The organism is Yoonia rosea (assembly GCF_900156505.1).
GTDB lineage: Bacteria > Pseudomonadota > Alphaproteobacteria > Rhodobacterales > Rhodobacteraceae > Yoonia > Yoonia rosea.
This window is the reverse complement of the sequence record NZ_FTPR01000001.1, coordinates 1,490,078-1,513,534: the sequence shown is the minus strand read 5'-3', so window position 1 is coordinate 1,513,534 and position 23,457 is coordinate 1,490,078. Positions and strand designations below refer to the sequence as shown.

The window sequence follows — 23,457 nt, the reverse complement described above, 5'->3', positions numbered from 1 at the left end:
GTAGGGCTATGGGTGATTTATCTTGAACGAGGTGGCCCGATGGCCCTTGATCCTGCACTGATTACAAAAACCTATGAGGCGATCAAATCGGCCACGATGCGCACGCCGACTGTCCATGCCGCGCGTTTGTCGCTGCAATTGGGCTTTGATCTGTACCTCAAGCTTGAGAACCTCCAGCACACCAACGCGTTCAAGGCGCGGGGTGCCTTGGCCAAGCTTTTGACGCTCAGCGATGCGGAGCGCGCCGCCGGTGTAATCGCCTGCAGTGCCGGAAACCATGCGCAGGGCGTGGCCTATCATGCCAGTCGCTTGGGTATCCCTGCTGTCATTGTGATGCCCGAGGGCACGCCCTTTAACAAAGTCAAACGGACAAAGGATTTCGGCGCGGATGTGGTTCTACATGGCAAGGGCTTTGATGCAAGCGTACAGTTCACGCTGGATTTGGCTGCGGAAAAGGGCATGACCTTTGTGCATCCCTTTGATGATCCGGTCGTCGCTGCAGGGCAGGGCAGCGTCGCGCTCGAAATGTTAGAGCAGCAGCCGGATCTGGATGTCATTGTTGTCCCGATTGGTGGCGGTGGTTTGATCGCCGGTATGGCCGTTGCGGCGAAATCGGTGAACCCTGACGTGCAGGTCATCGGCGCGCAGGCTGCGAATTTTGATGCGGTGAAAGCGCAGTTTGATGCTGTCGGCACCAATTTTGGCGGCGCAACACTGGCCGAAGGGATCGCGGTGCGCGAACCTGCCCCTGCCAATCTGGACATCATTAAGCGCTACGTCGACCGTGTGGAAACCGCCACGGAATCAGAAATCGAAGCGGCGGTCTTTGATCTGCTGTCTCAGGAAAAGATCGTCGCCGAAGGGGCGGCGGGCGCTGGTCTTGCCGTCATCGAAAAGCATGCCGCGGATTTTGCAGGCAAAAAGGTCGGGCTTGTTGTCTGCGGCGGCAATATTGACTCACGCCTGCTCTCGACGCTGATCTTGCGCGGTCTGGTGCGTGACGGCCGGATTACCCGTCTGACCTTCGAGATTGACGACACCCCCGGCCAGCTTTCGGATATCTCGCGCATTATTGGTGCGGCGGGGGCCAATGTGATCGAGGTGATCCACCAGCGGATGATGCAGAGCGTGTCGCTGAAACAAGCCGAGCTTGAGATCGTGATCGAAGCCCGCGACCGGCAACATGTGACAGAGGTGGTCAGTGAGTTGCGTGGCGCGGGTTTTCAGGTGCGCACGGATAGCGATCTTGCCTAGGCCACAGGCGCCAGTTGTTCGTCAAAAAACGCGGCCGTCTCATCAAAAATCATGTCGCGCATTTCGGGCATGTCCATCAGCATCTCGTGCTTGCCGCCTTCAATGACGCGCAACACGCCATTTGGCCATTTCTCCATCCGTTCGCGGATACGCGAGGGATCAACGATCACTTCGTCGGTGCCCAGATAGGTCAGGCAGGGTATCTGTGGCGAGGGGGCGGTGCAGAGATTATGCATTTCACGCAATGAGGCGTTCAGCCAGCGCAAAGACGGCCCGCCAAGGCCCAGATCGGGCTGTTGGCGAAGCTGCGTGCCGAAATGCGCCCACATCTCGGGATCATTGGTCAGTGTGTTGGCCTCAAAGCTCTCGCGCAGGGGATAGCTTTCTTCGGACTGACCGGGGACAATTTTTTCGTCAAACCCCAAGGATGTGCTCATCGCGGAGAGCCCCCACGCGACGGGGCGTAACAGGGTCGCCATCTGGACGCCCCACATCGGCGCCGAGAACATCGCAGCCTGAACGTCCAGACCTTCGATCAACGCGCGCAGACCGATACATCCCCCCATCGAGTGCCCCAGCAGGAAATAGGGACGCGGAAGACCGACTTCTTGTGCGTAGGCGAGCGTCGCGATCACATCTTTTTGATAGTCTGAAAATGCACCGACATGCCCGATCGCCCGTTTGGGTGTCATGCGGTCGGCAATGCCTTGGCCGCGCCAGTCAATCGCCAGACTGGCATAGCCGCGGTCCTGCAGGGCCTGCGCGGTATTGCCGTATTTTTCAACAAATTCGGTGCGGCCCGGAAAGATCAGCACGGTGCCTTTGGCATTGGCCAGCGGCCAATGGCCCACGCGGATGCGCAGCCCGTCAGATGTTGTCAGCCAATGGGCGACCCCTCCGGCAGGACCGCCTGCGATATCTTCGAAAAGAGGGGCCGCTTCCAGCATTAGCTCAGAACGCCGGCCAGTTTCATGGCTTGACCCATGTCACCGTCAACGCCGAGTTTGCCTGTCATAAAGGCGGTCGTCGGGTTCATTTCGCCGTCGAGGATCGCTTTGAACGTTTCGGTGGTGGCGGTCAGGGTCACGTCTGCGTCGTCTTCACTGGCATGTGCGCCATTCTGGTCGATGATGATGCTTCCCTCACCCTCGATGTCGAATTTTGCGCTGCCGTCAAAACCGGCCCCACCCAGCTTGGCGTTCAGGGCGGCGACGGCCTCTGCTACAACATCACTCATTTTTTCGTCCTCTATTGTTTGATATGACACTACGACCTCTGGTGTTGGCCGCATAGTGCGCTACATTACGACTATGGTTATGCACGCACATCGCTTCAAATGTATCGTTACGGCACTTTGCCTGACGGTTGGGTTTTCCTTACCCGGTTACGCGCAGCAAACGCCGTTGGATGAACTTTTTCAAGAGCTCGCCGCCGCGGATGAAGGCACGTCCGCGCGTATCGAACGGCAAATCATCGCGCAGTGGGAAAACAGCGGCTCGCCTGCGATGGACCTGCTGTTGCGCCGCGGCAAGGAGGCGCTGGAAGACGGTACGCCCGAAGTGGCCGTAGAACATTTCACGGCTTTGGTCGATCATGCGCCGGATTTTGCCGAAGGCTATTATGGGCGCGCGTCGGCTTATTATTTGCTCGGGCGGATTGGCCCAGCCCTGAACGATGTGCGTCAGGTGCTGGCACTGAACCCGCGTCACTTTGAGGCGATGCGCGGACTTGCCTTGATGATGGAAGAATTAGAGCGCCCCGAAGATGCGCTTGAAGTCTATGAAATGGTTCTTGCGATCCACCCCAATGCGCGCGAAGCGTTGGATGCGGTCGATCGGTTGGAACTGCAGCTTGAGGGTCAGGCGCTCTAGGCACTGGCGCTCCGATTGGTTCGGGGAAGAATATGACGGTGTCCCGGATCACGGCCGTGCTTGGGCCGACGAATACTGGCAAAACGCATTACGCAATTGAGCGGATGCTATCATACCGCACCGGTGTGATCGGTTTGCCGCTGCGGCTTCTGGCACGCGAGGTTTACGACCGGATTGTGGCTGTGCGTGGACCGGGTGTCGTGGCGCTTGTCACAGGCGAAGAGCGGATCGTGCCGCCGCGTGCGGCCTATTGGGTCTGTACGGTTGAGGCGATGCCGGAAGGCATGGGGTGCGATTTTCTGGCCGTTGATGAAATCCAGCTCTGCGCAGATCCCGAGCGGGGCCATATCTTTACCGACCGTTTGCTGAATGCGCGCGGCCTGCATGAGACGCTGTTTCTGGGTGCGGAAACGATGCGTGATGCGATCTCGGCCTTGGTGCCTGATGCGTCCTTCATGCGCCGTGAGCGGATGTCGCAGCTGACCTATTCAGGGTCCAAGAAACTGAGCCGGATGCCTGCACGCTCGGCAATCGTGGGGTTTTCGGTCGAGAACGTTTATGCCATCGCAGAACTCTTGCGCCGTACCAAAGGCGGTGCGGCTGTCGTGATGGGCGCGCTGAGCCCCCGCACGCGGAATGCGCAGGTGGAAATGTATCAAAACGGCGATGTCGATTACCTCGTCGCGACCGATGCGATTGGTATGGGGCTCAACCTTGATATCAGCCATGTGGCGTTTTCCTCGCTGACGAAATTTGACGGCCGCCGAATGCGGCTTTTGCAACCTGACGAGTTGAGTCAGATCGCGGGTCGTGCGGGGCGGCACGTTGACAATGGCACTTTTGGCGTCACCGGTGAGGCGCCGCCGCTGGACGAAGGTGTCGCGCAGGCGATTTGCGATCACCGCTTTGCCCCGATCAAGAAACTGCAATGGCGCAACAGCCGTTTGCAGTTCGGATCGGTCAAGCGTCTGATTGCCACGCTGGAAGACCGCACCGAGGACCCGTGGTTGACCCGTGTACGCGAAAGTGATGATCTGGCCGCACTAAAAGCACTGGCGTTGGATACTGAGGTGGCGGTGCGTGCCACGGATGGTCCATCGGTCAAACTGCTTTGGGATGTGTGCCGCGTGCCTGATTTTCGCGGTATCAGCAAAGGTGAACACGCAGCCCTTTTGACGCATATCTACAACGATCTGCACCAACTTGGGCATGTGTCCGCCAACTGGTTCGCGCTGCAGGTCAAACGCATTGACCGCACCGACGGAGACATTGATACGCTCTCCAAGCGGCTCGCGTATATCCGTACGTGGACATATGTGGCACAAAGGAAAGGGTGGCTGGTTGACGAATCTCATTGGCGAGATGCAACCCGCGCGGTAGAAGACCGATTATCAGATGCGCTGCATGGCGCGTTGACACAAAGATTTGTGGACCGGCGGACCAGCATTCTGCTTCGCCGGCTCAAACAGAAGGAGAGCCTTTTGGCTGACGTGAATGACAAGGGTGAAGTGACCGTCGAGGGCGAATTCGTCGGACGGTTGGAAGGGTTCCGTTTCCGGATGGACAAAGCGGGCAGCCCCGATGAGGCCAAGACGTTGCGTCAGGCTTCGGTGCAGGCGCTGGTGCCACAGTTCCATTTGCTGGCGGACCGTTTCTATAACGCCCCCGATCCCGAGATTGATTTCACCGAACAGGGCGGCCTGATGTGGGGCAGCCAGGCGGTTGGCAAATTGGTCAAAGGTGACGATCCGTTCAAGCCGGGTGTCGAGGCCTTTGTCGATGAAGAGGCGGGCGCCGATGTCGCCACCAAAGTGCAGCGCCGCTTGCAGCATTTCATCGACCGTAAGATCGCCGCCGGATTCGAGCCGATTATCGCGCTCAAGAATGATGAGGCGCTGACAGGGGCCGCGAAGGGGTTTGCCTATCGCATGGCCGAAGAATTCGGGATCATCCCGCGCGGTGAAGTCGCCGACGAGGTCAAGGCGCTGGATCAGGACGCCCGTGGCGCGTTGCGCAAACACGGTGTGCGTTTCGGCCAGTTCACGATTTTCATGCCGCTGCTGCTCAAGCCTGCACCGACACGTTTGCGTCTTGTGCTGTGGTCGCTGTCCAAGGGTTTGGGCGAATTCCCTGAAAGCCCGCCCCCCGGTCTGGTCACTGTGCCCACGGCTCAGGATGCTGTGGCAGGGTATTATGCGATGGCCGGCTACCGCGCTGCTGGCGACCGCGCGATCCGCATTGATATGCTGGAACGCCTCGCCGATATGCTGCGCGACAAGGATAGTCGTGGGGGGTTCGAAGCGAACCCCGACATGCTATCGATCACCGGCATGACGCTGGAACAGTTCGCCGATCTGATGACAGGTCTTGGTTACAAGGCCGAAAAAGGTGAACGCGCGAAGGTGAAAGCGGCACAGCCGCCGCAAACGTCCGATGCGCCGGATGCGCCACAAGAGATGCCGGATACGCCGCTTGTGGAAACGCCGCCGGACGCACCGCAAGAGACACCTGCGGATGCCCCTCAGGAAATACCTGCGCAGACGCCGGAAGCGCGCGCCGAAAGCGAAGTAGAGGTGTTCTATACCTTTACATGGGGTGGTCGCGCGGCACGTCCTGCACGCCCCCAAGGTGATGCCCGCCCCCGTGGCAAAGGCAAGCCGAAGGGCAAAGGCAAACCACAGGGTGGCGGCAACAACAAACCGCAAACCTTCCAAGCCAAACCCAAGCGCGAAAAGCAGATTGATCCTGACAATCCGTTCGCTGCCGCTTTGGCAGGTTTCAAGAAGGATTGAGCGACCCCCGCCCGACAATCCGGCTGGATAAATGGCTCTGGCATGCGCGGTTCTTCAAATCGCGCAGCCTTGCCGCCGGTGTTGTCACCGCGGGCAAGGTCCGTGTGGATAGCCAGCCTGTCAGCAAACCCGCCCGCGCGATCGGACCAGGGAATGTGCTGACTTTTGTGCAGGCCCAAGAAACCAAGGTGGTGCGGGTTGTGGCCTGTGGCGAACGCCGCGGGCCTGCGCCCGAAGCGCGAGCGCTCTACGAAGACCTCACGCCTGCACCCAAACCGCGCCCTACCGAGACGCAGGGCGCGAACCCGCGCTATGAAAAGGGCGGTCGTCCGACAAAGAAAGACCGCCGCGATATGGGGCTAGACTAGTTATAGAGCCGGGGTGCGTTGAGGCTGTCGTGGATCGCGTTTGCCGTTTGCGGGGCAATTTCGAGGGCGCTGGCCAGTTCATGCAAATATTGTGCTTCGGCCTGGTTGTCGGGTGTGATCGCGTTCACTGACATTGTGTAGACCTGTGTTTCCAAGCCCTTTGGTGTGTCCGCTGCCAAATCGGCCGCGCTGACGGGGGCAGACAGGATGTTCTGCAGGGTCTCGACGGTGCCGGGGTCACTGTCGGCCAGAAGGGCGGACAGTTTCGCCTTTTCGCCTTGATCCAGATCACCGTCGGCACGTGCGGCTTGGGTCATTGCGCGCAGCATCAGTTTTGCGATTTCGTCTTCATCGGGTTCATCGGCTGGGTTGTCCTGATTCAGCAGCGCCTCAAGTCCCGCGCCCGAGGCCCCGCCGCGTGCGCCGGCCAAACCACCCAAAAGCGCGCCCAAGCCGCCAAGTCCGCCTGCCGCCGCGGCACTGCTGCTGCTGCCCCCAAGCTGGCCCAGCAAACCGCCCAGACCGCCGCTCGCGCCTGCGCCGCCGCCTGTCAATTGACCCAGCATACCGCCAAGCCCGCCAGAGGATTGTGCCGCACTGCCGCCGCCCAACTGGCCCAACATGTCACCCAAACCGCCCATGCCGCTGGCTTGTTTCTGTGTGCCGCCCCCTGTGAGGCCGCCGAGCAGCCCACCGAGGCCACCGTTTTTCTGTACTGATTCCATGCCCTTGGCGACGGCAAAGCCGACCGCCATTTTCGCAACTGTATTCATAAGTGACATTGTATGTTCGCTCCCGAGGTCAAAATTCTTTGTTGTGAATTCGCGAGTGACAGGATGGTTGGTAGATTTCGTGCTGTCCAGCATCTTGAGGCGCCGCAGCAATTTCGCGCATCTTGTCGCAATCTTGGACTTCGCCGCCTTCGTTGGACTGTTGGACCTTGAACGCGCGGCCAGTCTATTCTAGCTAGGCTGCGTGAACTGATCGGAACCGCGCCTTATGACCTACATCGTCAACGACAACTGCATCGCCTGCAAATACACGGACTGCGTCGAAGTCTGCCCCGTAGATTGTTTTTACGAAGGTGAAAACATGCTGGTGATCCATCCTGACGAATGTATTGACTGCGGTGTTTGCGAGCCTGAATGCCCTGCCGATGCGATCCGTCCGGACACCGAGCCGGACATGGAAAAATGGGTTGAATTCAACCGCAAGTATTCCGAGATGTGGCCGGTGATCATCACGAAGAAGGACCCGCTGCCGACTGCCGAAGAAATGGACGGCAAAGAAGGCAAGATGGAGCTCTTTTCGGAAGCCGCCGGTGAAGGTGGCTGATTCGCACTGAGTTGATGCAAAAGACCTTTGTTTACAAGTGGTTCGTGCGTTGACTCGGGAAGCTTCCGCTGGGCCTATTTTTATGGTATACTAAGTGGAATGTTGCGAACGACGTGATCCAGATCATTAGACGATAGCTCCGGCGGAGGCGAAGTGCCCCCGGCGGTTTTTTTGTCGTCATCAGCTGGCCGTCATGAAAGGACGATCATGAGCAAGAAGAAATACGACTTTAGCCCCAACGAGTTTGTCGTTTACCCCGCCCACGGGGTCGGCAAAATTGTGTCGATCGAGACGCAAGAGATTGCTGGCTTCGAGCTTGAGATGTTTGTCATCTCGTTCGAGAAAGACAAAATGACCCTGCGGGTGCCGACTGACAAAGCCACCGACGTGGGCATGCGTGCCTTGGCGACACCTGATGTGGTCAGCCATGCAATGAAGACACTGCGCGGCAAGGCAAAGGTCAAAAAGGCCATGTGGTCGCGCCGTGCGCAAGAGTACGAGCAAAAGATCAATTCGGGTGATCTGATTGCCATCGCAGAGGTCGTGCGCGACCTGCACCGCCAGGACGACCAGCGCGAGCAGAGCTATTCTGAGCGTCAGCTTTATGAAGCCGCACTCGAGCGCCTGACCCGCGAAATCGCTGCTGTGGCGGGTAACGATGAGAATGCTGCCGCGGCAGAGATCGATTCTGTTCTGGTCGGCCGCGCCGCATAAGCGCTTCGACATTTAGAGATAGAAAAGGCCACGCTTGGCATCAAGCGTGGCCTTTTTTTGTACGACTACAGTGCCCGCCAGCCGATGTCGGACCGGTAAAACCCGTCGGGCCAGTCGATCGTCTGAGCCATGGCATAGGCCTTTTCATGTGCCTCGGCCAAGGTTGCCCCCCGTGCTGTCACGTTCAAAACGCGTCCGCCTGCGGCGGTGATTTGCCCGTCTTTCAGCGCGGTGCCCGCGTGAAATACCATGTGGAAGCTGTCTTCGGGTTGACTGTCCAGCCCGCCAATCACACTGCCCTTGGCATAGTTTCCGGGATACCCCTTTGCTGCCATGACAATGTTCAGCGCGTGATCATCCGCCCAGTTGACCTGCATCTCGTCCAAACGCTCTTCGGCGCATGCCTGCAACAGATCAAGGATCTGCCCGCCCAGACGCATCATCAGGCACTGGCATTCGGGATCGCCAAAGCGGACGTTGTATTCCACCAGACGCGGCTGGCCATTCTGGATCATCAGGCCGACAAAAAGAACACCTTGGAAAGGGGTGCCGCGCTTGCGCATCTCATCCATCGTGGGGGTGATGATTTCGTCCAGCGCTTTTTGTGTAATCGCATCGGTCATCACAGGGGCGGGGGAGTAAGCGCCCATGCCGCCTGTGTTCGGGCCCGTATCGCCGTCAAAAGCGCGTTTATGGTCTTGGGCGGTGCCCACGGGCAGGATGGTTTTGCCGTCACAGAGCACAAAGAATGAAGCTTCTTCACCGTCCATGAACTCTTCGATCACCACCTCGGCACCTGCCGCGCCAAAGCTGCCGTCGAACATATCGTCGATCGCGGCAAGTGCTTCGCCTTCCGTCATGGCAACGATCACGCCTTTGCCGGCGGCAAGCCCGTCAGCCTTGACCACAATCGGCGCACCTTTGGCGCGGATATAGGCGCGGGCGGCATCCGCGTCAGTGAAATGCGCATAGGCAGCTGTCGGCGCGCCTGCCGCGTTACAGATCGCTTTGGTAAAAGACTTCGAGGCTTCAAGCTGGGCCGCCGCCTGACTTGGACCAAAGACCAGAAATCCGGCGCTGCGCAGCCGGTCGGCCACACCGGCCGCAAGGGGGGCTTCGGGGCCGATAATGACGAAATCAATCGCGTTCTCTTCGGCGAATGTCGCTACTGCACCACCGTCGAGAATGTTGATGTCTGCACATTCCGCATGGGCCGCGATCCCCGCATTTCCGGGGGCAACAATCAGGCGATCACATTTGGGGTTCTGTTTGACGGCCCAAGCCAGACTATGTTCGCGCCCGCCACTGCCCAAAATGAGAATGTTCATATTCGTCCCTGCAAGAATTGAAGTGCCACGGTTCTAAGACGGGGATGGCGTGACCACAAGTGTCACCCAAATCAAAGGTTTTTTAGTCTCTGGTGCTTGGCGCGCGTGCCGCATCAGACTAGTGTCGTAAGCGAGACAACCAATGCGAGCATAGACGCAAAGATGAAACCGATCAAAAAGGACCGGAAGCTTTGGCACCGCCTTGAAGGCTATAGCTTTCACGAGCGTCCACTGACGCGTTCACTGGTCGACCGTCTGCACGAGGAAACCGGCCATTCGATTGATGTGTGCTACACTCTCGTCGAAGAATATCGCCGCTTTATGTATCTGGTGGGCAGTACCGGTGAAACGCTTGTGCCATCACCCATCGTGGATGTCGTCTGGAAGATGCATGTGCAGGATGAAAAGGCGTATTTCGAAGACTTTTGTCCCCGTATCATTGGCCGCATCATTTATCGCCCTGACGATCTTGTGCAGTTTGCGGATGATCCGGCCTATGGGCGCACTCTGGATCACTATGCAGAAGAATTTGGCCGTGCGCAGGTACAGTTCTGGCCGGATCCCGATTTTGCAACGGTGCGGATTTCGCGCATTCTCTTGTTCGCCAGCGGTGGCTTGGCCCTGATGTTGGCGCTGCTTTTTAAAACCTTTCTTTTTGTCGTGCTGGCGGGAGTGTTATGCCTGACAGCCTTTTTCCTGAAGTGGCAGTTCTCGTCCTTGCCATTAGAGGCGCATGGAAAAGGTGAAGCAATATAATGGACCTCTTCGACGATGGGCCCGCCGATAACACCCCCGAGTTTTCGGTGTCCGAGATTTCGGGCGCAGTCAAAAAGGCGATCGAGGGCGGGTTTTCCCATGTGCGCGTGCGCGGAGAAGTGGGGCGCGTGTCGCGGCCTGCATCGGGCCATATTTATATGGACCTCAAGGATGATCGCTCGGTTCTGGCCGGTGTGATCTGGAAAGGCCGTGCGCAGGGGCTGGCGCACCGTCCGGAAGAGGGGATGGAGGTGATTGCCACGGGCAAGCTCACCACATTCCCCGGTCAGTCGAAATACCAGATGGTGATTGAGGATATCGCCCCTGCCGGTGCCGGTGCGCTGATGGCGATGCTGGAAAAGCGCAAGGCGGCACTTGCGGCCGAGGGGCTCTTCGCGCCCGAGCGCAAGAAACCCTTGCCCTATCTGCCCGAAATTATCGGGGTGGTCACATCACCATCGGGGGCTGTGATCCGCGATATTCTACACCGCTTGCGTGATCGTTTTCCGCGTAAAGTTCTGGTTTGGCCTGTGGCGGTGCAAGGAGCCAAATGCGCGCCCGAAGTAGCTGCCGCGATTGCAGGGTTTAATGCGCTCACACCGGGGGGCGCATTGCCGCGCCCGGATTTGCTGATTGTGGCGCGCGGCGGTGGCTCGCTTGAAGATCTGTGGGGGTTCAACGAAGAGATTGTCGCGCGGGCGGCTGCGGCATCGGATATTCCGCTGATTTCCGCTGTGGGGCATGAAACCGATACGACGCTGATTGATTTTGTCTCGGACATGCGTGCCCCGACACCGACGGCAGCGGCGGAACTGGCTGTGCCGGTGCGGATGGAGTTGCTCGCTTGGGCCGACCAGCAAGGCGCGCGGCTGAGCCGTGCTTTGACAACGGGTCTTGGCCAGCGCCAGCAACGCGTGCGCGATCTGGGGCGGGCCTTGCCGCAGGTGGATGCATTGGTCGAAGGGCCGCGCCAGCGGCTGGATTACCTGAGTGAGCGACTGCCATCCGCGCTGAAGGGTGCCGCTGCCAAGAAGCGTCTGCAGATGAGCGAGGCGGCGTTGCGTCCGGGTATTCTGTCACGCCGGCTGGCCGAGGATCAGCGGCGTTTGGCGGGGTTGTCCGAACGGCTGGCGCCTGCGTTGAAACGCAGGACACGGGACGGGCGTACAGCGCTTGAGCAGACAGCGCGCGGTTTGCGCGGCACGGTTCTGCAAGACCGCGTCGCACGTCATACTGAACGGCTAGAAGTGCTGCTGCGCCGTCTGTCAGACCGCGCCTCGCGCCAGCAGGCCGAACGTTTGGCGCGGCTGGATGCGCTGGACCGGTTGCGCGAGACGCTGGGCTATGTCGAAACCCTCAAACGCGGATATGCCGTGGTGCGTGGTGACGGCGCAGTGGTGACAACCGAGGCCGCGGCAGCCGGAGCAACCGCGCTCGAGATCGAGTTTGCAGATGGCAAATTGCAGGTTGGCTCAGGACGATAGATCGTTGCAGATGAGCGGTGCGTCGCTTTCGGGGACCTCAAAGATCACGGTTGTATTTGGCCGCGTGGTATACACCCCGCGCAGGCCTTCCGGTTCCGCATAGATTTCCCAGCACTTGTGTTCCGGATCACCGTCATAACGGAAACAGATATCGCCTTTGCTCTCGAACCAGACCCCGTATTGGCAGGTGCCGTCGAAATCTGACCACATGACGCGTTTGTCTTCCAGATAGCGCTCGATTCCGAAAAGCGGATTGGTTGCTGTGCGGAATGTGATGGTCCGGCCCGTGACATAGGCGTCAAATTCGGGGCCGCTCATGGTGTCTTGCGCCACCGCAGGGGTTGCGAGCAGGAGCCATATCGCCAGACTACGCATTGCGCCACCTTTCAACCCGCGGGTCCATGATCCGCCGCCAAAGCGGGGGGACCAGCGCGATACTGGCCATCAGCGGGAGCGGACGGGGCAGCATAGGGGCGTCATCAGGGATGTTCAGTTCAGGATAAGGCCGCGCAGGGTGCGCGTGGTGATCAGAGTGCCGCGTGGCGTTCAGGAGCATCATGGAAGAGAACCAATGCGGGCTGTTCCAGCTGTGTCTGGCAGTGACAGGCTCGGGTTTGCCGTTGTCGCGGAGAGCACGGACAAGCCCGTAGTGCTGCACATAGTCAGACATCAAGAGTTGCGACTGCGCGTATAGCGAAAGTGCGCCATAGGCGACAAGCGCCTGCCATCCGCCCAGCAGGAACGCCGATGTCAGACAAAGAAGACTACCACCCACATAGACCGCGTAGGGGTTGCGCCATGCGGGGCGTCCGACGCGGTCCAGACGCGCCTTTTCGGCGCGGTAGCCTGCACGGAATGAGCCAGTCCACGCGCGGATCATATAGCGATAGAGGCTTTCGCCTTTGCGCGATGTGTTGGGGTCTGCAGGGGTGGCTACATGCGGGTGATGTACCAGCACATGCGCAGAGGTATGGTGCCCGAACATCAGCGTGATGTAGCACCACATCCCAAGCCTGTGCAGGCCGCGGGTGGGACGGTGGATCAGCTCATGCGCATTGGCGTTGCTGATCTGGCCGAACCAAAGCCCCGCAGCAAAGAAGATGCCGGTTTTCGCCAGTGGCGTGATGTCAGCCTTCGCGAGGGACCATACAACGACGGGCAGCAGGCAAAAATGGGTCAGCGCAATTGCAACCGATAAAACGGCATCCTGCGACGCCGCGCCGGCCGCGGGTTCTTTCCTGATCAGCCGGTCCAGCAGGCTTGTCATTGCTGTCAGATAAACAACCGCAGCAATCACCCAGCCGCCGCCCAGAAAGGCGCCGGCGCCGATCAGCGCAGCGGGGGTCAGGGTGGCAAGGCCGAAATGCAAAAGACGTGGTTCCATGTTTCGGATAGTTAGCACGGGTTTCCGCATGGTGTAGAGGAAATTGCATTGCTGCGCGGTTTGGCCGTCTTGGGTGTCGCTTTTGCGTGGTTTGGCGGCGCGCGGAGACGTATGTTGGCCCTAACGAGATGAGGAAAGGCGTGATGGCTTTGGACAACCGCAAAGGTGTTTGGAAATCCGGCAAGGGCAAAGGGCGGCACCGTACCAAGGGGCGTGCGCTTGATGACGCCGCATGGGACGAGGTCCGCACGCTCTTGGGTGATCGCCCGCGTCGGCGTGATCTGCTGATCGAGTTTCTGCATCTGATCCAGGATACCTACGGCCACCTTTCTGCCGCGCATCTGCGCGCCTTGGCCGAGGAAATACGCCTGAGCCAGGCCGAGGTTTACGAGGTCGCGACCTTCTATGCCCATTTTGATGTGGTGAAAGAAGGCGAAGCGGCCCCGCCGGCGCTGACCATTCGGGTCTGCGATAGCCTGTCATGCGAATTGGCGGGCGCCCAGCAGTTGAAAGCGGCCCTCGAAGAGGGTTTGGACCCCGCCGAAGTCCGCGTCTTGCGTGCGCCCTGCATGGGGCGTTGTGACACCGCGCCGGTGTTGGAGTTGGGGCATAACCATATCGACCATGCGACGGTCGAAAAGGTGCAAGCGGCCATTGCGGCGGGTGAAACGCACGCGCATCTGCCCGATTATCAAGGCTATGCGGATTACGCGGCGACAGGTGGCTATGCAGAGCTTCAGTCATTGCGCGACAGCGGCAATTGGGAGGACGTCCAGGACAAAGTGCTGGCCTCTGGCCTGCGCGGTTTGGGTGGTGCCGGTTTTCCATCGGGCAAGAAATGGGGTTTTGTGCGCGGCAACGCGGGGCCGCGCTATCTGGCCGTGAACGGGGACGAGGGCGAACCGGGGACGTTCAAGGACCGTTACTATCTGGAACGCACCCCGCATGTGTTCCTTGAAGGCATGCTGATCGCCGCCTGGGCGGTCGAGGCAGAGACCTGCTTTATCTATATGCGCGACGAATATCCAGCAGTGCTGGACATTCTGGCGCGCGAGATCAGGGCGCTTGAGGAGGCAGGCCTTGTCGCGGAAGGCTATATCGACCTGCGGCGCGGTGCGGGCGCTTATATCTGCGGCGAAGAATCCGCGATGATCGAAAGCATCGAAGGCAAACGCGGCATTCCGCGCCACCGGCCACCCTTTGTGGCACAGGTCGGCATCTTTGATCGCCCCACTTTGGTGCACAACGTTGAAACGCTTTATTGGGTTGCGCGGATTTGCCGTGAAGGGCCTGAAATTCTGAGCAGTGTGGAAAAGAACGGGCGCAAAGGGCTGCGGTCCTACTCTGTCTCTGGCCGGGTTGCCGCGCCTGGAGTGTATCTGTTGCCTGCGGGATCAACGATCATGGATGTTATCGACGCCGCTGGCGGCATGGCCGACGGGCATGTGTTCAAAGCCTATCAGCCGGGTGGCCCCTCATCAGGTCTATTGCCTGCGTCGATCAATGATGTGCCGCTGGATTTCGACACATTGCAGCCTTTGGGCACCTTCATCGGCTCTGCCGCTGTTGTCGTGCTGTCCGATCAGGACCGCGCCCGTGATGCGGCGCTGAACATGCTGCGGTTTTTCGAGGATGAAAGCTGCGGGCAATGCACGCCTTGCCGTGTGGGCTGCGAAAAGGCCGTGAAGCTGATGCAGGCGGATACGTGGGATCAACCCTTGCTGACCGATCTGTGCACGGCGATGGCCGATGCATCAATCTGCGGTCTGGGGCAGGCGGCGCCCAATCCGATCAAGCTGGTGATGCAGCATTTCAAGGAAGAGGTATCGGGTTAAACCGCGTTGAGGCTTTCCAAACCTGTCCTGCATCATTAGGTGATAGGAAAGGCTGCTGCGGTTGATCGAGATGTCATTTTTCAAAAAACTCAAATCCCGGATGTTCAAATCCTCGTCCAAGATCGACGAGGGGCTGGACGCTATCGTGCAGGATGGCGGCGAGGAAGAGGAAATTGTTGAAGAATCGGTTGCGCCGGTTCCCCCCGTAGCCGACCCAATTCCTGAGCCTGAGCCTGAGCCTGAGCCTGAGCCTGAGCCTGAGCCTGAGCCTGAGCCTGAGCCTGAGCCTGAGCCTGAGCCTGAGCCTGAGCCTGAGCCTGAGCCTGAGCCTGAGCCTGAGCCTGAAGTCTATGATCAGGTGGAAGATGCGACACCCGCTGCGCCTGTCGAACCCGAGGCGGCACCGAACCCTGTGCAGTTTGATGTCGACCTGACGGCGCCTCTCACCGAGCAGGCCGCATCCGAGCCAGAAAAAAAGGGCTTGCTCGGGCGCTTCTTCGGTGGCGGCGCTACGGCCAAGACGGTTGTCAAACGCACCCTTGACGATGACATGCTGGAACAGCTCGAAGAGCTGCTGATCTCGGCGGATATGGGTGTTGATACGGCCCTGCGTGTGACCGCGAATATGGCCGAGGGACGTCTGGGCCGGCGGCTCTCTGTGCAAGAGATCAAGGAACTGATGGCCCAAGAGATCGCGCGGATCATGGAACCTGTCGCCCGTCCGATGCCGCTTTACGCCAAAACGCCACAAGTGGTGCTGGTGGTCGGAGTCAACGGATCGGGGAAAACGACGACAATTGGCAAACTGGCCAGCCAGTTCAAGGCGGCTGGAAAATCGGTTGTGATCGCCGCGGGCGATACCTTCCGTGCGGCTGCTGTCGAACAGCTGCAGGTCTGGGGTGATCGCGCGGGCGTCCCTGTGCTGACGGCGCCCGAAGGGTCCGACCCTGCCAGTCTGGCCTTTGACGCGATGACCAAGGCACAGGCGGATGGGGCGGATCTCTTGATGATTGACACGGCCGGCCGTTTGCAAAACCGTGCTGATCTGATGGAAGAACTGGCCAAAATCGTGCGGGTCATTAGCAAGAAAGACCCCGACGCGCCACATAATACGCTGCTGGTGCTGGATGCCACCACCGGACAGAACGCGGTGCAGCAGGTCAAGGTGTTCCAAGAGTTGGCGGATGTATCCGGCCTTGTGATGACCAAACTTGACGGCACCGCCAAGGGCGGCGTTCTGGTCGCTTTGGCTGATAAATTTGGCTTACCCATCCATGCAATCGGCGTCGGGGAACAGATTGATGATCTGGCCCCCTTTGATCCGGATGATTTCGCGGCGGCGCTGGTGGGTCTGGACCGGTGAGACGGTTGCTTGCGGCATCGCTTTTTGCGCTTCTGCCGTTACCGGCGCTGGCCGACACGGATTGCGCGAGGGCCTGGGCAGAAATCCGCACCTTTGCGGCATCCTTTGGGGTTGCGAACCTGACCGGGTCGGTCACATCCGGCGCAGAAGGCTGGTGCCGTTTTACGGATTCTAATGCGACATCATTCCGGCCCGCAAATGCCGAGGGCAGGGTGCGGTTTTCCGCGCGCGAAGACACGCGATCCGTTGAAATGTTCTTCAGTGAAGGCGACACCCCTTTGGGGCCGCTCGACGGACGGTTCGCGGCAACACAAGACATTCAGACCGGCTCAGTGCAGGTAAATGACTTGCAGATACAGGGTGGGGACGGGCGTGGCCTGCGTATGTCAGGGCAGTTGCGTGCCACCCCGTTTGCAGATGCGGCGCAGGCACAAGAGGCGCTCGCGGCGATGACTTTCACAACTCTTTCTTTTGATTTCACTGTCACGCCTGATGTGTTGGCTGATTTGCAGATCGACTTCTCCGAAGTCACGCGTTCTGCGGTCGATACGGCTTTGCGCGGGGTTGGTGAGGCGCAAGTGAACAGTCGCACCAAGCGGGAGTTTCTGCGGTTTATCGGCGCTGCCCCGAATGCGCGCGGGACGCTACGGGTGACGATGGACGCGTCCGAAGCGCGGCCGATTGCGGCACTTGTCGCGCCATTCCTCGCGTTGGGTCATGCGCCCAGTGAGGCCGCACTTGCCAAAGCATTCGCTGCGGCACTGGAGGACACGACGCTGGCAGTCATCTGGAATCCGGGGCGCATGTGAACGAGCTGGGCGCTTGGCTGGTTGCGATCTCGGGCACGCCGGAGGGGGCGCAGCTGGCCACCGTGTTTGCGCTGGTTTCGGCGCTGGCCCATGCAATTTTCGGGGCGTTGCAGAAGGGGCGCTATGATCCGTGGCTGACGCGGGGGGCAATTGATGGGTGGCTGTTCGTGCTCTCTGCACCAATTGCGCTTTTTGTCGTGCCCTGGCCGAACCTGACCACGGCTGTCATCCTCGTGGGCGCGATCGTGATCCATTTTGCCTATAAGGTGACAATGGCCATGGCCTATGAACGGGCGGCCTATACGGTGGTTTATCCGGTCGTGCGTGGCACGGGGCCCTTGGTGACGGTGCTGGCGGCGTCGCTGTTTTTTGGAGAGTATTTTACACCTATGCAGTGGGTCGGGGTGGCGTGTCTCAGCGGGGGTATTTTGCTGCTGGCGGCACGGAATATAATCGAAGAGGTGCTGGACCCGCGGGCGCTGAAACTGGGCTTGCTGTGGGCCTTGGCGGGCGGGATCTTGGTGGCAATATATACAACCTATGATGCCTACGGGATCCGCCAAAGCCCTGATCCCTTTACCTTTCTGGCATGGTTCTTCTTTGTGACGGCCATTGATTTTCCGCTCCTCGCGGCGTGGCGCTATCGGCGGATGGCGCAGCAACCGGTACTGGGGCCACTCATTTGGCGCGGTTTCATCGGTGCGTTGATCGCATGGGTCAGCTTTGGTGGCGTTCTTTTGGCGACACGGTTGGACCAAGTCGGTGAAGCGGCCGTGCTGCGCGAAACATCCGTGGTTTTTGCCGCATTGATCGGCTGGTTTATCATGGGCGAAAAAGTAGGTCCGCGCCGCCTGTTCTTGATGACGTTGGTTGCACTTGGCGCCGTCATCGTGGAAATGGGGGGTTAAAGGAGACATCTATGGCTGAGAAAACCATCAATCCAATTCTGAAACAGGTCTTGGAACTTGGGCCGACGCTTGCGTTTTTCCTGATTTATCTGCGGATCAGGGATGAGACATTTACGTTTGGTGGCACCGAGTATACCGGTTTTATCGTCTCTGCCCTGATCTTTATCCCGATCCTTCTGGCGGCAATGGCCGTGCTCTGGATGCTGACAGGCAAGCTGAGCCGGATGCAGGTTTTCACCGCATTTATGGTCATCTTCTTTGGCGGTCTGACGGCCTATTTCAACGATGAGCGGTTTTTCAAAATGAAAACCACGATCGTTTACGGCGTCATGGCTGGCCTGCTGGGAATCGGTCTGCTGCGGGGGCAGAGCTATTTGCAGTACGTCATGGAAGAGTTCTTGCCGATGGAGAAAGAGGGCTGGATGATCTTTACCCGCCGGCTTTGCTATATGTTTGCGGCTCTGGGAATTGCGAATGAAATTATCTGGCGCACACAGACGACTGACCTGTGGGTCAAGCTAGAGACTTTTGCGTTCCCTGCGGTGCTAATGGTGTTCCTGTGGGTGCAGATCTACAGACTGCAGCAATATTTTATTGAGCCTGCAGAGGCTGCAAAAGACTAACGCATTTCGCGATAGTGCATGCCGCCGGCGCGGTGCTGGTGATAATTGGCTCTGTCGCGGCGATAGCGTAGTGTATCGACTTGGATATCGCTCAGGTGCGGGCGAAATGTAATGCCTGCACGTGTTCCTGACACCCAGCGGACAATTGCCTCTGCCTTGTGGTTGAGAACCTGAAACGCAACCTTGTCACCGCGTGTCAACTGGCCCGCACCTGCAAGACGTGCACCGGTATTGTTTACGTCGATCACCGAACACTCGAATACACCTGCCGGTGTGGAGAGTTTGATCGGAAACTGTGTTGCATAGCGATGTTGGCGGTACTGCATGATGGGGCCCCAATCTAAAGGTTGGGACCCTTTCTAAACCTGCGTTACTAACAAATCGTTACGTCTGCTTGCGAAAAAGGACGTTCTGTGCGCCGGTGTCTTTGCGGAAATCACCGCGCTTTTCCGCTGCAACCGCACGGCCACGCTGAACACCGGGGCGCGCAGCCATCGTCTCGAGCCAGCGCGCCATATGCGGTTTGTCATCCAAAGTTTGCTGCTGGCCTTCCCAAAGCGACGCCCAGCCCCAGATCGACATATCCGCGATCGAATAGAAATCGCCCGCTACAAATTCATGCTTGGCCAACTGTCTGTCCAGCACCCCATAGAGGCGTGCGGTTTCATTGCGGTAGCGGTCTTTGGCATAGGGCAGGTCATTGGGTGGGTCCATCGCGGGCGCGTATTTCAGAAAGTGATGCGCTTGGCCCGCCATCGGACCCAGCCCGCCCATTTGCCACATCAGCCATTGATCTACGCTGATGCGGTCGCGTTCGGTTGCGCCATAGAACTGGCCGGTCTTGCGGGCGAGGTATTGCAGGATCGCGCCGGATTCGAAAATCGAAATCGGGGCGCCGTCCGACCCATCTGGATCGACAATCGCTGGCATCCGGTTGTTGGGCGAAATCGCCAGAAAGTCTGGTTTGAACTGATCGCCCGCCCCGATATCCACCAGGTGGAGCGTATAGGGCAGCCCCATCTCCTCGAGTGCAATCGTGGCCTTCCATCCGTTGGGTGTGGGCCAGAAATAAAGATCAATCGGTTGGGTCATGGGTCTGTCCTTGGTTCTTGTCCGACAGCATCGCAGGAAGCTGGGAAAGGGCAAGAGCGGAGCGCTTGACGCAAGCCAGATCGCGGCGTAATGGTGGCAGCGTGGCGATTTGTTACCGGATTGCGGGCCACGTTAAACATGCCGCTAAAGAGGACTCTAGGTTGTTCAACCTCGATGCCCCTTATCCGGTATCGGGGTTTTTTATTGCGTGCGGCATGCGCGAGGAAGAAAAGATGGATACGTGGAAAAAGCGCACCAAGGCGGTGCATTCAGGGATCAGACGCAGCCAGTATAATGAGGTCAGCGAAGCAATCTATCTGACCCAGGGCTTTGTCTATGACACAGCCGAAGACGCCGAGGCGCGGTTCATCAAGGCGGGCGCGGACGAATTCATCTATGCGCGTTACGGAAACCCCACCGTGGCGATGTTCGAAGACCGGATTGCGGCCCTTGAAGGGGCCGAGGACGGGTTTGCCACGGCCTCGGGTATGGCGGCGGTCAACGGGGCGCTGACGTCTATGCTCAAGGCCGGTGATCATGTCGTATCTGCCCGCGCACTTTTCGGTTCGTGCCTTTATATTCTCGAAGAAATCCTGCCGCGCTATGGCGTTGAGGTGACCTTTGTCGACGGCACCGATCTTGCTGCCTGGGAGGCCGCGATCCGGCCCGATACCAAGGTGGTGTTCTTTGAAAGCATCTCGAACCCGACACTGGAAGTGACTGATATTGCTGCCGTATCCAAGCTTGCCCACGCCGTGGATGCGACCGTGATCGTGGATAACGTCTTTGCAACGCCAGTCTTTTCGAATGCGTTGGAACAGGGGGCGGATGTGGTTGTCTATTCGGCGACAAAGCATATCGACGGACAGGGCCGTGCGCTGGGCGGGGTGATCCTCGGGACGCGCGAGTTTATCCGTGGTACGGTAGAGCCCTACATGAAGCACACCGGTGGTTCGATGTCGCCGTTTACTGCGTGGATGATGCTCAAAGGGCTTGAAACAATCGACCTGCGGGTGCGCGCGCAGGCGGCGACGGCGCTGTATCTGGCAGAACAGCTTGAGGCGGACGGCAAACTTGCCAATGTCATCTACCCCAGTCTTGCCAGCCATGCGCAATTCGCGTTGACCATGGCGCAGATGCAGGCGGGTGGCACCGTGCTTGCGATTGATGCAGGTTCGCAAAAGGCGGCCTTTGCGCTGTTGAACGCGCTAGAAATCTGGACAATTTCCAACAACCTTGGTGATGCGAAATCCATCGCGACACATCCCGCGACGACAACGCACCAAAGGCTGACGCCGGAAACCAAGGCGATCTTGGGGATTACTCCGGGTCTGATCCGGATGAGTGTCGGTCTGGAAGACCCAGATGATCTGCTGGCTGACCTGCGCGCGGCAATCGCGTCCTTGTGATGAGGTGACGTGCAACCTGAATTATGCTTAAATCGCACAGGTGAAGGGGTCAGAAAGGCCAGGCTCATGACTGATCCACGCGCGGATTTGCAACGTATCTACAAAGATATCATTGGAAAATCCGATGCGCAGCCCCATGTTGGGGTGTCGATAGCACCAACGGGGAGCACAGACATGAATATCCACTCTCGTGATATGGATCGCGAACCTACACGGGCCGAGGCCGAGGCCGCTTTGGCGCTTTTGCGCCGCTGGGCGGTCGATGTGACAGCCGAGGAAGTGGCGACACTCGATCCGCTGGTCTCACGTTTGATCCCCGGGCAAGAGGTGTCGAACTATCCTGCTTTGGCGCGGGCCTATCCTGAAGACTTCGAGGTGGACGAGGCCTATAAGGCGTCGATGCCTGATTTGCAGAACGGGCCATCCAGCCTGATCCGTGGGGCGCAGCAGCAGATCCAGCATGTGGGCATTTCCAATTTCCGCTTGCCGATCCGGTTCCATACCCGCGACAACGGAGATCTGACCCTGGAAACCTCTGTAACCGGCACCGTATCGCTTGAGGCGGAGAAGAAGGGCATCAACATGTCCCGCATCATGCGGACCTTCTACAAGCACGCGGGCGAGACCTTTAGCTTTGAAGTGATCGAGAAAGCGCTGGATGCCTATAAGACCGATCTGGAAAGCTTTGACGCGCGCATCCAGATGCGGTTCAGCTTTCCAATGAAGGTGGAAAGCCTGCGGTCCGGTCTGTCTGGCTATCAGTATTACGATATCGCACTGGAACTGGTGGAAAGCGCAGGGGTGCGCAAAAAGATCGTGCACCTTGATTATGTCTATTCGTCGACGTGCCCGTGTTCGCTGGAATTGTCCGAACATGCCCGCCAATTCCGCGGACAACTGGCGACACCACATTCACAGCGTTCGGTCGCGCGCATTTCGGTGCTTTTGGAAAATGGTGCCGATGTGCTGTGGTTCGAGGATTTGATTGACCGCGCGCGCGCGGCAGTGCCGACCGAAACGCAAGTGATGGTCAAGCGCGAGGATGAGCAGGCCTTTGCCGAACTCAATGCCGCCAATCCGATCTTTGTCGAGGATGCGGCGCGGCTCTTTACGGAGCAATTACAGTTGGATACGCGGATTTCCGATTTCCGCGTGATTGCAAGCCATCAAGAAAGCCTGCACAGCCATGACGCGGTGTCAGTGCTGACAGAGGGCGACACATTCGCGGCAGAAAGTCTTGATCCAAGGCTTTTCGCGTCACTGTTCCACGTTGGCTGAATGTAAGGTGGGTCAAGACCCACCTTACGCCCCGGCGCCGTTAACCATACTTACGTCGCCTCAGCCCTTGAAGCCCCTGACGCCCAACACTAGAGTCAGCCCTGATAATGGAACGCGGACCCTTCGTCCGAATATGAGGCAGTAGTTATGCAAGACCCCGTCGAGACCTATATGAACCTTGTCCCAATGGTGGTCGAACAGACCGCACGGGGTGAGCGCGCCTACGACATCTTCTCGCGCCTGTTGAAAGAGCGCATCATTTTTGTGAATGGCCCTGTCCATGACGGCATGAGCCAGCTGATCGTCGCGCAGCTTCTGCACCTTGAATCGGAAAACCCGAAAAAAGAAATCAGCATGTATATCAACAGCCCCGGCGGCGTGGTGACATCCGGTTTGTCAATCTATGATACGATGCAATACATCCGCCCCAAGGTCAGCACGCTGGTGATCGGGCAGGCCGCCTCCATGGGCTCGCTCTTGCTGACCGCAGGGCATGAAGGCATGCGTTTCTCCCTGCCCAACAGCCGCGTCATGGTGCACCAGCCATCGGGTGGCTATCAGGGACAGGCGACGGACATCATGATCCACGCCGCAGAAACCCAGAAGCTGAAAACCCGTCTGAATGAGATCTACGTCAAGCACACCGGCAACACCCTGAAAAAGGTTGAGGCCGCTTTGGAGCGTGACAATTTCATGTCGCCTGAAGAGGCAAAAGAGTGGGGTTTGATTGACGAGATCGTCGAAAACCGCGTCAAAGCCGAGGATTAAGGCCTTTTCGCAACGCTGCGGCAAACAAACGCGGTTTCGGCCGCGTTTGTCTTTTTTCTGACGAATTATGGTTCCATGGCTGATTT

The 23,457-nt window shown here is 58.7% G+C and carries 24 protein-coding genes and 1 riboswitch; of the genes, 16 read left to right on the top strand and 8 right to left on the bottom strand.

What is annotated here, in order from left to right; all coding sequences use genetic code 11:
- The first annotated feature begins 39 nt into the window (after positions 1–39).
- Positions 40–1,254, top strand: a complete 1,215-nt coding sequence (locus B0B09_RS07475; protein ID WP_084190753.1) for a threonine ammonia-lyase — start codon at positions 40–42, stop codon at positions 1,252–1,254.
- On the opposite strand, the gene B0B09_RS07470 is transcribed toward B0B09_RS07475, so the two are convergent.
- Complete coding sequence (locus B0B09_RS07470; RefSeq protein WP_076659046.1) at positions 1,251–2,201, bottom strand: alpha/beta hydrolase; 951 nt, start codon at positions 2,199–2,201, stop codon at positions 1,251–1,253. The genes B0B09_RS07475 and B0B09_RS07470 overlap by 4 nt on opposite strands.
- The gene (locus tag B0B09_RS07465; protein WP_076659045.1) at positions 2,201–2,491 is read right to left on the bottom strand and encodes an SCP2 sterol-binding domain-containing protein; all 291 of its coding nucleotides are present in this window, start codon (positions 2,489–2,491) and stop codon (positions 2,201–2,203) included. The genes B0B09_RS07470 and B0B09_RS07465 overlap by 1 nt, the downstream gene beginning before the upstream one ends.
- A 166-nt stretch (positions 2,492–2,657) precedes the next feature.
- On the opposite strand from B0B09_RS07465, the gene B0B09_RS07460 reads away from it, so the two are divergent.
- From B0B09_RS07460 to B0B09_RS07450, 3 genes are read left to right on the top strand one after another with little or no spacing between them, the layout of a single operon-like run.
- On the top strand, positions 2,658–3,125 hold the full coding sequence (locus B0B09_RS07460; protein WP_311135453.1) for a tetratricopeptide repeat protein: 468 nt from the start codon (positions 2,658–2,660) through the stop codon (positions 3,123–3,125).
- 32 nt (positions 3,126–3,157) lie between these two features.
- Positions 3,158–5,917, top strand: a complete 2,760-nt coding sequence (locus B0B09_RS07455; RefSeq protein ID WP_076659043.1) for a helicase-related protein — start codon at positions 3,158–3,160, stop codon at positions 5,915–5,917.
- On the top strand, positions 5,914–6,285 hold the full coding sequence (locus tag B0B09_RS07450; protein WP_076659042.1) for an Hsp15 family ribosome-associated heat shock protein: 372 nt from the start codon (positions 5,914–5,916) through the stop codon (positions 6,283–6,285). Before B0B09_RS07455 ends, B0B09_RS07450 begins: the two co-directional genes overlap by 4 nt.
- Here the strand turns inward: B0B09_RS07450 and B0B09_RS07445 are convergent.
- Positions 6,282–7,067 carry a DUF533 domain-containing protein gene (locus tag B0B09_RS07445; protein WP_076659842.1) on the bottom strand — a complete coding sequence of 262 codons (786 nt, stop codon included), beginning with the start codon at positions 7,065–7,067 and terminating at the stop codon, positions 6,282–6,284. The genes B0B09_RS07450 and B0B09_RS07445 overlap by 4 nt on opposite strands.
- 217 nt (positions 7,068–7,284) lie before the next feature.
- On the opposite strand from B0B09_RS07445, the gene fdxA reads away from it, so the two are divergent.
- Complete coding sequence (fdxA, locus tag B0B09_RS07440; protein WP_055687558.1) at positions 7,285–7,620, top strand: ferredoxin FdxA; 336 nt, start codon at positions 7,285–7,287, stop codon at positions 7,618–7,620.
- A 207-nt stretch (positions 7,621–7,827) separates the two neighbouring features.
- Complete coding sequence (locus B0B09_RS07435) at positions 7,828–8,334, top strand: CarD family transcriptional regulator (protein WP_055294644.1); 507 nt, start codon at positions 7,828–7,830, stop codon at positions 8,332–8,334.
- A gap of 65 nt (positions 8,335–8,399) precedes the next feature.
- Here the strand turns inward: B0B09_RS07435 and purD are convergent, their stop codons facing one another.
- A complete protein-coding gene (purD, locus tag B0B09_RS07430; RefSeq protein WP_076659041.1) occupies positions 8,400–9,662 on the bottom strand; it encodes a phosphoribosylamine--glycine ligase in 1,263 nt (420 codons plus the stop codon).
- Between the two features lie 162 nt (positions 9,663–9,824).
- On the opposite strand from purD, the gene B0B09_RS07425 reads away from it, so the two are divergent.
- Positions 9,825–10,418: a hypothetical protein gene (locus B0B09_RS07425; RefSeq protein WP_076659040.1), complete on the top strand. Its 594-nt coding sequence runs from the start codon at positions 9,825–9,827 to the stop codon at positions 10,416–10,418.
- Positions 10,418–11,902 (top strand): exodeoxyribonuclease VII large subunit, encoded by a 1,485-nt coding sequence (gene xseA / locus B0B09_RS07420; RefSeq protein ID WP_165689305.1) that lies wholly within the window; start codon positions 10,418–10,420, stop codon positions 11,900–11,902. The genes B0B09_RS07425 and xseA overlap by 1 nt, the downstream gene beginning before the upstream one ends.
- On the opposite strand, the gene B0B09_RS07415 is transcribed toward xseA, so the two are convergent.
- Complete coding sequence (locus tag B0B09_RS07415) at positions 11,891–12,277, bottom strand: hypothetical protein (RefSeq protein ID WP_076659038.1); 387 nt, start codon at positions 12,275–12,277, stop codon at positions 11,891–11,893. The two genes, xseA and B0B09_RS07415, sit on opposite strands and share 12 nt — an antisense overlap.
- On the bottom strand, positions 12,270–13,286 hold the full coding sequence (locus B0B09_RS07410) for an alkane 1-monooxygenase (RefSeq protein WP_076659037.1): 1,017 nt from the start codon (positions 13,284–13,286) through the stop codon (positions 12,270–12,272). Before B0B09_RS07410 ends, B0B09_RS07415 begins: the two co-directional genes overlap by 8 nt.
- A gap of 143 nt (positions 13,287–13,429) precedes the next feature.
- Here B0B09_RS07410 and B0B09_RS07405 point away from each other — a divergent pair, with 143 nt between their 5' ends.
- The 5 genes from B0B09_RS07405 to B0B09_RS07385 all read left to right on the top strand — a co-directional run bounded on the left by B0B09_RS07405 (position 13,430) and on the right by B0B09_RS07385 (position 18,824).
- Positions 13,430–15,121 carry an NAD(P)H-dependent oxidoreductase subunit E gene (locus B0B09_RS07405; RefSeq protein ID WP_076659036.1) on the top strand — a complete coding sequence of 564 codons (1,692 nt, stop codon included), beginning with the start codon at positions 13,430–13,432 and terminating at the stop codon, positions 15,119–15,121.
- 70 nt (positions 15,122–15,191) lie between these two features.
- Positions 15,192–16,484 (top strand): signal recognition particle-docking protein FtsY, encoded by a 1,293-nt coding sequence (gene ftsY / locus B0B09_RS07400; protein ID WP_076659841.1) that lies wholly within the window; start codon positions 15,192–15,194, stop codon positions 16,482–16,484.
- Positions 16,481–17,293 carry a hypothetical protein gene (locus B0B09_RS07395; protein ID WP_076659035.1) on the top strand — a complete coding sequence of 271 codons (813 nt, stop codon included), beginning with the start codon at positions 16,481–16,483 and terminating at the stop codon, positions 17,291–17,293. Before ftsY ends, B0B09_RS07395 begins: the two co-directional genes overlap by 4 nt.
- Before the next feature lie 5 nt (positions 17,294–17,298).
- A complete protein-coding gene (locus B0B09_RS07390; protein WP_165689325.1) occupies positions 17,299–18,201 on the top strand; it encodes an EamA family transporter in 903 nt (300 codons plus the stop codon).
- Between the two features lie 11 nt (positions 18,202–18,212).
- Positions 18,213–18,824, top strand: a complete 612-nt coding sequence (locus B0B09_RS07385; RefSeq protein WP_076659033.1) for an inner membrane-spanning protein YciB — start codon at positions 18,213–18,215, stop codon at positions 18,822–18,824.
- On the opposite strand, the gene B0B09_RS07380 is transcribed toward B0B09_RS07385, so the two are convergent.
- On the bottom strand, positions 18,821–19,150 hold the full coding sequence (locus B0B09_RS07380) for a PilZ domain-containing protein (RefSeq protein WP_076659032.1): 330 nt from the start codon (positions 19,148–19,150) through the stop codon (positions 18,821–18,823). The two genes, B0B09_RS07385 and B0B09_RS07380, sit on opposite strands and share 4 nt — an antisense overlap.
- A gap of 58 nt (positions 19,151–19,208) precedes the next feature.
- Positions 19,209–19,916, bottom strand: a complete 708-nt coding sequence (locus B0B09_RS07375; RefSeq protein WP_076659031.1) for a glutathione S-transferase N-terminal domain-containing protein — start codon at positions 19,914–19,916, stop codon at positions 19,209–19,211.
- A gap of 91 nt (positions 19,917–20,007) precedes the next feature.
- Positions 20,008–20,085, top strand: a riboswitch (SAM riboswitch).
- 64 nt (positions 20,086–20,149) lie between these two features.
- Between B0B09_RS07375 and metZ the strand changes: the two genes are divergently transcribed.
- The 3 genes from metZ (at position 20,150) to B0B09_RS07360 (ending at position 23,371) form a co-directional block, all read left to right on the top strand.
- Positions 20,150–21,325, top strand: coding sequence for an O-succinylhomoserine sulfhydrylase (gene metZ, locus B0B09_RS07370; protein ID WP_076659030.1), 1,176 nt, complete (start codon positions 20,150–20,152; stop codon positions 21,323–21,325).
- A gap of 174 nt (positions 21,326–21,499) precedes the next feature.
- On the top strand, positions 21,500–22,603 hold the full coding sequence (gene folE2, locus B0B09_RS07365; protein WP_076659840.1) for a GTP cyclohydrolase FolE2: 1,104 nt from the start codon (positions 21,500–21,502) through the stop codon (positions 22,601–22,603).
- Positions 22,604–22,750: 147 nt separating this feature from the next.
- Complete coding sequence (locus tag B0B09_RS07360; RefSeq protein WP_055296440.1) at positions 22,751–23,371, top strand: ATP-dependent Clp protease proteolytic subunit; 621 nt, start codon at positions 22,751–22,753, stop codon at positions 23,369–23,371.
- Positions 23,372–23,457: the final 86 nt, after the last annotated feature.